Origin of the sequence: Haemophilus parahaemolyticus (assembly GCF_018373095.1) — a bacterium.
In the GTDB taxonomy this organism is placed as follows: Bacteria; Pseudomonadota; Gammaproteobacteria; order Enterobacterales; family Pasteurellaceae; genus Haemophilus_A; species Haemophilus_A parahaemolyticus_A.
On the sequence record NZ_JAHAHT010000004.1, the window covers coordinates 35,557 to 47,484 of the forward strand.

General features: G+C 40.8%; 9 protein-coding genes. 3 read left to right on the forward strand and 6 right to left on the reverse strand.

The features are described from left to right. Positions 1–237: 237 nt before the first annotated feature. On the reverse strand, positions 238–3,066 hold the full coding sequence (uvrA, locus tag KH943_RS01255) for an excinuclease ABC subunit UvrA (protein WP_304106533.1): 2,829 nt from the start codon (positions 3,064–3,066) through the stop codon (positions 238–240). A 148-nt stretch (positions 3,067–3,214) separates the two neighbouring features. Between uvrA and KH943_RS01260 the strand changes: the two genes are divergently transcribed. Then, a complete protein-coding gene (locus KH943_RS01260; protein WP_304106535.1) occupies positions 3,215–3,760 on the forward strand; it encodes a single-stranded DNA-binding protein in 546 nt (181 codons plus the stop codon). A gap of 72 nt (positions 3,761–3,832) precedes the next feature. Here the strand turns inward: KH943_RS01260 and pmbA are convergent, their stop codons facing one another. From pmbA to cysZ, 5 genes are all read right to left on the reverse strand, one after another. Continuing rightward, positions 3,833–5,182 (reverse strand): metalloprotease PmbA, encoded by a 1,350-nt coding sequence (gene pmbA, locus KH943_RS01265; protein WP_304106538.1) that lies wholly within the window; start codon positions 5,180–5,182, stop codon positions 3,833–3,835. Positions 5,183–5,262: 80 nt separating this feature from the next. Beyond that, positions 5,263–7,101 (reverse strand): ATP-binding protein, encoded by a 1,839-nt coding sequence (locus tag KH943_RS01270; RefSeq protein WP_304106540.1) that lies wholly within the window; start codon positions 7,099–7,101, stop codon positions 5,263–5,265. 6 nt (positions 7,102–7,107) lie between these two features. Further along, positions 7,108–7,977: a DMT family transporter gene (locus KH943_RS01275; RefSeq protein ID WP_304106542.1), complete on the reverse strand. Its 870-nt coding sequence runs from the start codon at positions 7,975–7,977 to the stop codon at positions 7,108–7,110. A 140-nt stretch (positions 7,978–8,117) separates the two neighbouring features. Then, positions 8,118–8,657 carry an endonuclease SmrB gene (gene smrB / locus KH943_RS01280; protein ID WP_304106544.1) on the reverse strand — a complete coding sequence of 180 codons (540 nt, stop codon included), beginning with the start codon at positions 8,655–8,657 and terminating at the stop codon, positions 8,118–8,120. Positions 8,658–8,747: 90 nt separating this feature from the next. Further along, complete coding sequence (gene cysZ, locus KH943_RS01285; protein ID WP_304106546.1) at positions 8,748–9,524, reverse strand: sulfate transporter CysZ; 777 nt, start codon at positions 9,522–9,524, stop codon at positions 8,748–8,750. Positions 9,525–9,629: 105 nt separating this feature from the next. Between cysZ and zipA the strand changes: the two genes are divergently transcribed. Further along, complete coding sequence (gene zipA, locus KH943_RS01290; protein ID WP_304106548.1) at positions 9,630–10,529, forward strand: cell division protein ZipA; 900 nt, start codon at positions 9,630–9,632, stop codon at positions 10,527–10,529. A gap of 80 nt (positions 10,530–10,609) precedes the next feature. Further along, positions 10,610–11,928: NAD-dependent DNA ligase LigA (gene ligA, locus KH943_RS01295; protein WP_304106550.1), on the forward strand; the 1,319-nt coding region annotated here is incomplete at its 3' end.

Consider the following 11,928-nt stretch of genomic DNA (forward strand, 5'->3'; position numbering starts at 1 on the left):
CTTAGACATAAAAAAGGGCAATGCACCGCAAAGCCCCTGTTTTTAATAGTTTTAACTCAGTTAATTTCGTTATTACAACAAAATTCCGCCAATTCATTGTTTCTTTTTGTTTCTTAGTTTTAGTGGTTTTTAACACTGGCTTAAATTAGAAATTAGCTTTTGTATCTCATTTAGCACCTACCGTTGATATAAAAATGCTAATACTATTTTTGCTGAATATGAGATAAGGGATAAAATCTACCCTTTCTCTAAAATCTCTTTTAAAAATCTTGCTGTATGAGATTTTTTATCTTTAGCTATTTGCTCTGGCGTGCCTGTGGCAATAATTTGCCCACCACCAGCCCCCCCTTCAGGGCCTAAATCTACAATCCAGTCTGCAGTTTTGATCACATCTAAATTATGCTCAATCACCACAATGGTATTACCTTGATCACGCAGTTTATGTAGAACAGAAAGAAGCTGTTTAATATCGGCAAAATGCAAGCCTGTGGTGGGTTCATCTAAAATATAAAGCGTTTTGCCTGTATCGCGTTTGGAAAGTTCAGTTGCTAATTTTACACGCTGAGCTTCACCGCCCGAAAGCGAGGTTGAAGATTGCCCTAAGCGGATATAAGAGAGCCCCACATCCATTAAGGTTTGTAATTTACGTGCAATAGCTGGAATTGCATCAAAGAACTTACGGGCTTCTTCTACCGTCATATCCAAAACTTGATGGATCGTTTTGCCTTTATAACGAATTTCTAGCGTTTCACGATTATAGCGTTTTCCTTTACAATGGTCGCAAGGCACATACACATCAGGCAAAAAATGCATTTCCACTTTGATCACGCCATCGCCTTGGCACGCCTCACAGCGCCCGCCACGCACGTTAAAGCTAAAACGCCCTACGTTATAACCACGTGCACGTGCCTCTTGCGTGCCCGCAAAAAGCTCACGAATTGGGGTGAATAAGCCCGTGTAAGTCGCAGGGTTTGAACGCGGAGTTCGCCCAATCGGGCTTTGGTCAATATCGATGACTTTATCGAAATGTGCCAAGCCTTCAATGCTGTCGTAAGGGGCAACATCAGTACGTTCCGCTCGGTTTAACGCATTTTGAGCTAACGGAAATAGGGTGTCGTTAATCAAGGTTGATTTGCCTGAACCTGAAACACCTGTAATACAAGTAAATAAGCCTACAGGTACATCTAACTGCACACCTTTGAGGTTGTTGCCTCTCGCCCCTTTTAATGTGAGCACCCTGCTCTTATCGTAAGGAACACGTTTGGCAGGAATTTCAATTTTCTGTTTGCCTGATAAGAATTGCCCCGTAAGCGACTCTTCCACCTGCATAATTTCTTCTGCTGTTCCCTGTGCGATCACATTACCGCCGTGTACGCCTGCACCCGGCCCAATATCCACGATATGATCAGCAGCACGAATTGCATCTTCATCATGTTCAACTACAATCACCGTATTGCCTAAATTACGCAGATGAATCAATGTGTTTAACAAACGTTCATTGTCGCGTTGGTGCAAACCGATAGAAGGTTCATCCAACACATACATCACGCCCACTAAGCCTGCACCAATTTGGCTTGCTAAACGGATACGCTGTGCCTCACCACCCGAAAGCGTTTCTGCCGAACGAGAAAGGGAGAGATAATTCAAGCCTACATTGACAAGGAAGGATAAACGCTCACGAATTTCTTTCAGAATTTTCTCCGCAATTTTGGCTCGCTGACCTGAAAGTTCAAGCGTTTCAAAAAATTCTAATGCCTCACCAATTGATTTCTCTGCCACCATTGGCAAATTAGTGTTATCTAAGAAAACGTAGCGAGCCTCACGGCGTAAGCGTGAACCATTACAGTCCAAACAGGGGCGATTGTTGATATATTTCGCCAACTCTTCCCGCACCGCATTCGATTCGGTCTCTTTATAACGGCGAGCCATATTGTTTAACACGCCCTCAAACGCATGCTTGCGTTTAATCTTATCGCCTCTATCGTTCACATAAACAAACTCAATTTCCTCTTTCGAGCCGTTCAAAATGATATTTTGGAATTTCTTGCTTAACTGGCTAAACGGAGCTTCTATATCAAAACCGTAATGATCCGCTACCGATTTCAATAAGCCAAAATAGTAGAAACTTCTACGATCCCAGCCCTTAATTGCACCACTTGCAAGCGATACATCAGGGTTTTGCACCACTTTTTTGGGGTCAAAAAACTGCTCTACGCCCAAGCCATCACAAGTTGGACATGCACCCGCAGGGTTGTTGAATGAGAACAAGCGAGGCTCTAGCTCGTGCAACGAATAACCACAATGTGGACAAGCAAAGGAAGAAGAGAACATCAACTCTTCCGCATTAGGATCGTCCATATCCGCAATCACGGCCGTTGAGCCAGATAAATCTAATGCCGTTTCAAAGGACTCCGCCAAACGCGTTTTAATATCTTCACGCACCTTGAAACGATCTACCACCACTTCAATGGTGTGCTTTTTCTGTAATTCTAACTTCGGTGGATCAGACAAATCGCAAATTTCGCCATCAATACGGGCTCGAATGTAACCATTAGCGGTCAAATTTTCTAAAAGTTTTACATGTTCGCCTTTGCGATCTTTCACCACTGGTGCAAGCAACATCAAGCGTTTACCTTCGGGCTCTTCCAAGACACGATCGACCATTTGTGAAATGGTTTGAGCTGTAAGCGGAATATCGTGATCAGGGCAACGTGGTTCGCCCACACGAGCAAATAATAAACGCAGATAATCGTGAATTTCAGTGACCGTACCCACTGTTGAACGAGGGTTGTGAGAAGTCGATTTCTGCTCAATAGAAATCGCAGGCGAAAGCCCTTCAATATGATCCACATCGGGCTTTTCCATCAAAGAAAGAAATTGGCGAGCATAAGCAGAAAGGCTCTCTACATAGCGACGTTGCCCTTCAGCATAGAGCGTATCAAATGCCAAAGAAGACTTGCCCGAACCAGACAAGCCAGTAATAACGATAAATTTATCTCGCGGTAAAATCAGGTTGATATTTTTTAGGTTATGGGTTCTCGCCCCACGAATGTCGATTTGCTTCATACGATCCCTTAAAAGTATGGATGGGAATGTTTCCACATTATATACTAAAAATAACGCTGTACAAAATATCAGTTTATTCTAGCTTTTTTCTTTTAAAGCGGTTAAAATGCTACTCAATTTTACTAATATGAAAAGCTTAGAGGATTTTATGGCTGGAGTAAATAAAGTAATTATCGTGGGCAATTTAGGCAACGATCCTGAAATGCGCACCATGCCAAATGGTGAAGCAGTAGCAAACATTAACGTCGCAACTAGTGAAAGCTGGACAGATAAAAACACAGGCGAACGCCGTGAAGTGACTGAATGGCACCGTATTGTGCTCTATCGTCGCCCAGCAGAAGTAGCAGGTCAATACCTTCGTAAAGGTTCGAAAGTGTATGTAGAAGGTCGTTTACGTACCCGTAAATGGCAAGACCAAAATGGTCAAGATCGCTACACAACTGAAATCCAAGGTGATGTGCTACAAATGTTAGACAGCCGTAATAGTCAAGGTGGTGATTTTGGTGGTAACACTGGTGGCTGGAATCAATCTAACAACCAAAGTGGTAACTGGAACCAAGCACCAGCATCAAATAACTACAGCCAAGGTAATAGTTACAATAACAACTATTCACAAACATCACCAAAACCTGCAGCGAAACCAGTACAAGCTGAACCGCCAATGGATAATTTTGATGATGATATTCCGTTTTAATCTATATTTACCCCAGCTTTAGCTGGGGGTATTTTTATCAACATTCTAACTTATCTTTTCATTTTTAGGTATTTATTCCCCTGAAATCTTCATTTTCTCAATCAAAATCGAACCTGTTTGAATATTGGAACGATGCTCTACATCATCCGCCACCGCAACGATTTGGTTGAACATCTCTTGCAATTGTCCTGCGACAGTGATTTCTGCCACAGGGTATTGGATTTCACCCTTCTCAACCCAGAAACCTGCTGCCCCGCGCGAATATTCGCCAGTAACGGGGTTAATTGCCGAGCCTAAAAATTCAGTTAAAAGCAAGCCTGCATCCATTTCTTTTAAAAGAGTATCCAAACCACCTGTACGGTTTGGTTTAACAAGCCAGTTGTGTATACCGCCTGCGTGCCCTGTGCTTTTTAAACCCATTTTACGAGCTGAATAGCTGGTCATTAAATAGGTTTGTAACACACCATCAGTAATAATTTCACGGTCTTGCGTTATCACACCTTCGCTGTCAAATGCAGTTGAAGCAAGCTGACGTAAAAGATGCGGGCGTTCAGAAATTTCAAACCAATCTGGCAACACTTGTTTGCCTAAATGATCAAGCAAAAAGCTTGATTTTCGATACAACGCACCACCACTAATTGCTCCTGCCAAATGGCCGATTAACCCTGTTGCTACATCGTTGTAATAGATAACGGGCACTTCGCACGTTTTGATCTTTTGGGGGTTGAGACGGTCAATCGCCTTAAATGCCGCTTGCTGCCCTACCCATTGTGCTGCTTGTAACTTATCAAACTCACGCGAAATCGTGTATTCATAATCACGTTCTAGCTGTTCGCCGTGGGCTGAAATGACACTACACGAAAGTGAATAACGGCTGGAAAGGTTACTTTGCAACATTCCATATGTATTGCCATACACTCGCACACCACTATGTGAATTGAACGTTGCTCCTTCGCTATTAACGATTTTTTTATCAGCATTCAGGGCAGAATGTTCCGCTTCAATCGCCAGTGCTAACGCTTGGTCTACCGATAAATCCGCTTGATGATAGAGCTCTAAATCAGGCGCATCAAATGCCATCAACTCTTTATCTGCCAAGCCTGCACAATCATCTTCTGAGGTATGTTTTGCAATTGCTAAAGCGGATTCGACCGCTTGTTGAATTGATTTTGATTGTAAATCTGATGTGGAAGCGTTGCCCTTACGTTTGCCTAAATAGACCGAAATACCGAGTGAGCCGTCATTGTTAAATTCGATATTTTCAACCTGTTCCAAACGGCTAGAAACTGAAAGCCCTGCCACTTTTGTCACGCCCACTTCCGCTTCTGCCCCTGCTTTTTTAGCAAAATTTAACGCAAATTCAACCGCTTGGCGGAGTTCTTGTTCTTGGATTTGTAATTCTTGTTTAGTGATAAAAGACATAATTACCTTATAGCTATCCTATATAGCTGATTTACATAATTTAATTCGTGAAAATACTGCCGAGTGAATTCGGAACTTCCTTAATTCTCTATAAAATATTTTAACATCTGCAAATTTCTTTTCCATTCCTGCTGCATCTGAAAAACCCAACTAGAAATCTGACTTTCCCAATACTCCCCATCATCAGTTTGTGCTAACTGGGCAATCTCTTGTAAGCGATTTAGTCCCACAGAAGCAAATGCCCCTTTGATTTTATGAGCTTGATCTGCCACTTTTTTACGATTTTCTGATGAATTATCTTGTTGCCAACGAGAAAAATCATCATTCAGTTCTTTCAAATAGTTAGGCATCAATTGCTCGAATAGCACAAGATTGGCTAAAACACCTTGTTTTCCCATTACACTTAACAACTCCTGAACCATTTGTGGGTTATAAGGTAAAGAAGGGTCATCAACAAGCGGTGGATTTTCGGCAGTAATTGGCAAAATCATATCGCCAAAATGTTCGTGCAAGCAGGTTGAAAGTGATTCCAATGAAAGGGGCTTGCGGAGTACATCATCCATGCCTTGCCGTTGGTAATCGGCTTTGGTCTGCATAATATTGGCAGTTAAAGCGATCATCAGAGGCAAGTAATCGATCTCTTCAGCTTTATAGCGACGAAGTAACTCTTGTGCAATTGCAGTGCCTGTTGTGTCTGGGAGTTGAATATCAAGTAAAATTAAATCATAGCTATTGTGCTCAAATTTTTGGAAAGCTTCCACGCCTGTCATTGCGACATCTACTTTACATCCAAATTTTTCAAGCATCGTTTTAGCAACGATAACATTCACTTCCACATCTTCAACTAGCAAGACTTCTAAGCCTAAATAGGAAGTTTGAATTTGCTGATCGTTTACCACTTCTTCTGCTTTGATCGTCAGTGTGAAGGTTGAACCTTTGCCTAATTCACTTTGAACGGTAAGATCGCCTTGCATTAACTGGGCAATTTGTTTTGAAACTGCTAAGCCAATCCCACTGCCTTGTGCTTTGTGTCCGTTAGAATTTTCCGATTGGTAGAACATCTGGAAGATCTTTTCTTGCTCACTCGCTGCAATGCCAAATCCCGTATCTTGCACGCTAAATTGCAAATATTCGGGCGAGTGGTTTTCAATATTTAAGCGAATTGAGCCACCTTCAGGGGTAAATTTCACTGCATTGCTGAGCAAATTCCAAAGAATTTGGCTGAGGCGAGCGTTATCGGTCAGAATAAATTCAGGCAGATTTTGTGCATAATTCAGCTCAAATTTAATCGCTTTTTTGCTCGCCATTAGCTGGGCAAAATGGTTGATATCGTGGATGATTTGCATCACTTCGACTGGCTTGTTAAACAACTCAATGCGTTTACTGTCGATTTTTTCGAGGTCAATAATATCGCTAAAAATATTGCTCAGCGACATCGCACTGATATTGATCGTTTTTAGATACTCCCGCTGTTGCTCAGCGTTCAATCCACCATCAAGTAAAATACGGCTGAGCCCAATGATGCCGTTTAGCGGTGTGCGAAGCTCGTGGCTAATAGTTGCCATCAACTGCGTTTTATCTTGGCTATTCTTTTCAAGACGTTTATTTAGTACAAAATCTTGCTCACGTAAACGCCCTAATTCGAACACATTTTGTTCTAATTTAATCCGTGATTTTTCTAATTTTTCAACAATTACATTAAAAAAGTAGATTACAAATGGGGCTGAAATCAGCCCAAAAAGTACTGAGCGAAGAATATCAATGGCGAGTACTTCGCCCAGAAACAGATAATCCAGAAAAAATTGTAGCAAAATCGCTGAAACTGCAAGCACGACAAAACCCAAAATAGCCGAACGGATTTTGCCAAGTTTGATAACCCAGTTTACGTAGTTTTCGCTACACTTTTTAAAAATACCCATTATGTATTAACCAAACAATTTCTCTGCGTACATACATAAAATTGCAATCACACCCAAGCCAATACCAACAGCATTCAACTTACTGATTTTCTCTTTAAAGATAAATGCCCCTGTGAGTGCACCTAAGCAGATTACACCGAGATCCATTCCTGCAAATACGATGGTTGGGCTGTCGCTCATATGTTGGTGTGCTTTGATGTAGAAAAGAATATTAAAGAAGTTCAATACGCCTAGCAAAATGCCGCCTAAGAAACTTGGCACGTTCCATTGTGTGCGTTTAAGCATGAGGTAGATAAACATAATCGCACCTGCTAGTACAAACGAGATAAAGAGCGTAGTTGGGAATGCCCCACCCATTTTCGCGATCTGTTTGAATAAAATGCCGATTGTGCCGTAACCAAGCCAAACTAACCCTAAGAAAAGTACCGCTTTGCCTGCGTTGTCCATCTCTTTAGTTGGTTTAGAAAGTAAGCAGAATAACGCAAGGAAAGAAATGACCACGCCCACAATGCGTAAATGGCTTAACTCTTCATGAAAGAGGAAAACGGCAGCAATGATTTGCAAGAATAGTGCTAAACGTTGTGCAGCATCTGCTCGAACAATCCCAGCGTATTCGACTGCCTTGGACATAAACACAAACACAGAAGGTAACAATATACCCAATGAAAGGAAAATCGGTTGGGCTTCACTTTCAAGGAAAAATTCTGTGAATCCTAAGCCTTTGAAATCAGGTTGAAGTAAGAAATAGCAAAGTGAAATTGCCGTGACATAGTTGAAAGCGATCGCCTGCTCAATCACAATTTGCTTAGCACGAGCTACTTTTAATAGCACTGAAACTGCAACGCTACAAAAGACAGCAAGAATAAGAAATAACATAAAATCTCCTTTTTCGTTAATTTCTGGATAATTAGAATTTGGCGATTTTAATCTATTTTTTATGAAAAAAGTGAGTTAAGCGGTCGGATCTGTCATATTTTTTACAAAATGTAGTCTATTTTCAACCGCTTATTTTTGGTTTAACGCTCAAACAACCTACGCTCTAAACTCTCTTGTTGTTCAACTAAAATCAGAATGGCGGCATCACCACCCCACTCTCTTGGTGCCTGATGCAAAGCCAATACTTTAGGATGTTGCACTAACCAGCGAGGAATTTGATCTTTGAGCGTGCGTGTACCAAAACCCGTCATAATGCTGGCACAATAAACGTGCTCACGTTCGCAGGCTAAAATTAAAGCAGCTAATTCTTTTTTCGCTTTTTCTTTGGTTAAACCATGCAGATCTAAAAACAATTCAGGCTGAAAATCACCTCGGCGAAGTTGTTTTAAAATATAAGGATCAACATCCTCACGTAAATAGCGAACTCTCTCATTTTCTTCTTTCAAAAGCGGCTCATATTCGTCCGAAAAGAAAAACTCAGTATCTTTTTGCTCTTGCATTTCGCGCAATTCGTTAATTTTTTTGCGTGGTGGTTGGCTTGGAATAAAGGTATCTTGCTTGATTTTTTTTGTGCCTTTAATTGCTTCTTGAAATAAGGCTAATTCATCATTTTCAATCATAATGCTCTCCCAAATTATTCAATTTACGGTTATAAAGCTTATCCTCAATACACATTAACATCAAATTTTTTTCGGAAAAGCCACTCCCGATTATTTAAACTTATCCGTCGGATTACCTAAAAATAAATATCGATATTTTTCCACCCACATGGCGGTTGCCCCACAAACCGCAATAGGCATAACCACCAGATTCACAAAGGGAATCATGGTAAATAAACTTACTAAAGCTCCGAAGGTATAATTCATCCATTTATTCTGATTTAGTGCATTACGCATATGAGGAAAGCTTATTTTATGATTATCAAACGGGTAGTCACAATATTGAATAGCAATCATCCAAGCACCAAAAATAAAAGCAAGCACGGGCACGGCAGTTTGTCCTAAAACAGGAATAAAGCTAAGGAAAAAGAGCGCTATTAAGCGTGGCAGGCTATAAACCATTTTCTGCCATTCACGTTTTAGCATTCTCGGAATATCTTTGAGTAGCCCTAATAATGAGGTGTCGCCAAGTGGTTGGTTAGTAAGCTGTAATTCTACCTTTTCGGATAATAATGCATTAAATGGAGCAGCAATAAAATTTGCTAGCGTAGTAAATGCAAAATAAAAACCGACTAGTAATAATAGAAAAATCATAGGAATAAGAATAAATGAAAGCCAATCTAGCCAATATGGAAGTAAGAGCTCAAACCATACATTTAGCTGATTAATAAAAAACCAAGTTAGACCAATAATTAATAACATATTGATAATTAAAGGAAATATAACAAATGGCAAAAACTGACGTTGTGTTAATAAACGCCAGCCATAAATAAAATAATAACACCCCAATCCTACTTGTGTTTGTGAAGATGAAAATAGTAAATACATAACGTTCCTAAATGCTCAAAATTTTGTGCGAAATATGGTAAGCTATGCAGACTAATTTCGCAAACTGCGAACCTCATATTTTCAGATGATTTTCTTAGAGGACTTATGGAACTTCATATTATTTTCTTTATTTTGGCAGGATTATTGATTGCCGTACTCATTGGTTCTAGCTTTCTGTCTAATCGCCGTGAAAAATCACGTATTTTTTCGAACACTTTTTCTCAACGTCCTCCATCAACACCAATAAACACCATAACGTCAGACAATTACACCTCGTTTGAAGCAAAGACACAAATATACTCTCACTCTGAAACAATGCCTTCATCTGAGATAAATATGCAATCACCTGCTGAAATTCAACGTGATGTGGAAAATTCATTAAGTGAAATTAAGATTCGTATTCCAACACAAGAGCCAGAAAATCGAACAGAAGAAACCTCGCCTTCAGGAAATAGCCATATTTATGAACACACTGTAGATTTATATACTCAATCGGTAGAATCCACGATTATCAGTGCTCATCAAGAGTCTAACTCTCAACCAACTTACTTTGAAGAATCTCTACCGCAAGCTGAAGAACCCGAACAAATTGAGTCAGAAGTACACACGGATATGATTACACTTTATGTCGTTGCAGCTGAAGGAGAACAATTTCATGGAGCATATATCCTGCAGTGTTTAGAAGCTCTCGGTTTTGAATATGGGGAATATCAAATTTTCCATCGTCATCAACACTTGGGAAATAATAATTCTCCTGTTATTTTCAGTATCGCAAATATGATGCAGCCAGGTGTGTTTGATCTATCGCAGATTCAAGATCTTTCAACAATCGGTCTAGTAATATTCATGCACCTACCGACTGAAGGTAATCCGCAAACAAATTTAAGATTGATGTTGCAAAGCACAGAGCGTTTAGCCAATGCATTAAATGGTTTCGTACTCAACGAAAACCGTGAAATCTTTGATGAGACCTCTCGCATTGAATATTTAAAACGCGTGAGCTAATCATCTGCAAACTTTTTTGGAAAATGGACCGCTTGCAAGCGGTCTTTTTTATCGAGCCTTTTACTAAATTCGAGTTTACTATGCCTTTATTTGCAAACACTTTAAATCAACAAGCAATTTCATTATTAGAGTTGGAACAACTTCGCCAAACATTGCGTAAATATGAATATCACTACCACGTGTTAGATAATCCGCTCGTGCCTGATGCGGAATATGACCGCTTAATGAATGAGCTCAAAGCGATTGAAAAAGCCCATCCAGAACTGATTACCGCAGATTCGCCAACGCAACGAGTAGGTGCGAAACCGCTATCGGGCTTTACGCAAATTACCCACGAGTTGCCGATGCTTTCGCTTGATAATGCTTTTTCAAATGAAGAGTTATTAGGTTTTTTGCGTCGCATTGAAGGGCAAATTCATCGTAATCCTGAAACGATGGTATTTTGTTGTGAGCCTAAATTAGATGGTTTAGCAGTCAGTATTTTGTATGTGAATGGTGTTCTTACCCAAGCTGCAACCCGTGGCGATGGTACAACGGGCGAAGATATTACTGCCAACGTCCGTACTATTCGCAATGTGCCGTTGCGTTTAAATACGGATAATCCGCCAGCTCGCCTTGAAGTGCGTGGTGAGGTATTTATGCCTCAAAAGGGATTTAATGCGTTAAATGAAAGAGCATTAGAGCATGGCGAGAAAACATTTGCGAACCCACGTAATGCGGCGGCGGGGTCGCTTCGTCAGTTAGATCCCCAAATTACCGCACAACGCCCGCTTACACTGAATGCATACGGTATCGGTATTTATGAGGCTGAGCAGCCTTTACCAAACACGCATTTCGATCGTTTGCAGTGGTTAAAATCAATTGGTATTCCTGTTAATAACGAAATTCGCCTTGCCAAAGGTGTAGAAGAATTAGCTGAATTTTATGCGGATATTCAAGCCAAACGCCCCAAATTAGGTTATGACATTGATGGCACGGTGTTAAAAGTTAACGACATCGCTTTACAAGAGCAGCTTGGCTTTATCTCTCGTTCGCCGCGTTGGGCGATTGCCTATAAATTCCCTGCACAAGAAGAGATGACCGTGCTTAATGATGTGGAATTTCAAGTGGGGCGAACGGGGGCGATTACGCCTGTAGCGAAGCTTGAACCTGTATTTGTGGCAGGGGTTACGGTCAGCAATGCAACTTTACATAATGGCGATGAAATTGAGCGTCTTGGTATTGCGATTGGGGATACCGTAATTATTCGTCGTGCGGGAGATGTGATTCCGCAAATTATTGGTGTGGTAACAGAACGTCGCCCTATTAATGCAAAAAAAATCGTATTTCCGACCGCTTGTCCCGTGTGTGAATCGGCAGTGGTTCGCGTAGATGGCGAAGCGGTAGCACGTTGTACAGG

Bases quoted from the DNA above. Each gene is read 5' to 3' on its own strand.
- uvrA (WP_304106533.1), bottom strand. From the start codon at position 3,066: ATGAAGCAAATCGACATTCGTGGGGCGAGAACCCATAACCTAAAAAAT.
- KH943_RS01260 (WP_304106535.1), top strand. From the start codon at position 3,215: ATGGCTGGAGTAAATAAAGTAATTATCGTGGGCAATTTAGGCAACGAT.
- pmbA (WP_304106538.1), bottom strand. From the start codon at position 5,182: ATGTCTTTTATCACTAAACAAGAATTACAAATCCAAGAACAAGAACTC.
- KH943_RS01270 (WP_304106540.1), bottom strand. From the start codon at position 7,101: ATGGGTATTTTTAAAAAGTGTAGCGAAAACTACGTAAACTGGGTTATC.
- KH943_RS01275 (WP_304106542.1), bottom strand. From the start codon at position 7,977: ATGTTATTTCTTATTCTTGCTGTCTTTTGTAGCGTTGCAGTTTCAGTG.
- smrB (WP_304106544.1), bottom strand. From the start codon at position 8,657: ATGATTGAAAATGATGAATTAGCCTTATTTCAAGAAGCAATTAAAGGC.
- cysZ (WP_304106546.1), bottom strand. From the start codon at position 9,524: ATGTATTTACTATTTTCATCTTCACAAACACAAGTAGGATTGGGGTGT.
- zipA (WP_304106548.1), top strand. From the start codon at position 9,630: ATGGAACTTCATATTATTTTCTTTATTTTGGCAGGATTATTGATTGCC.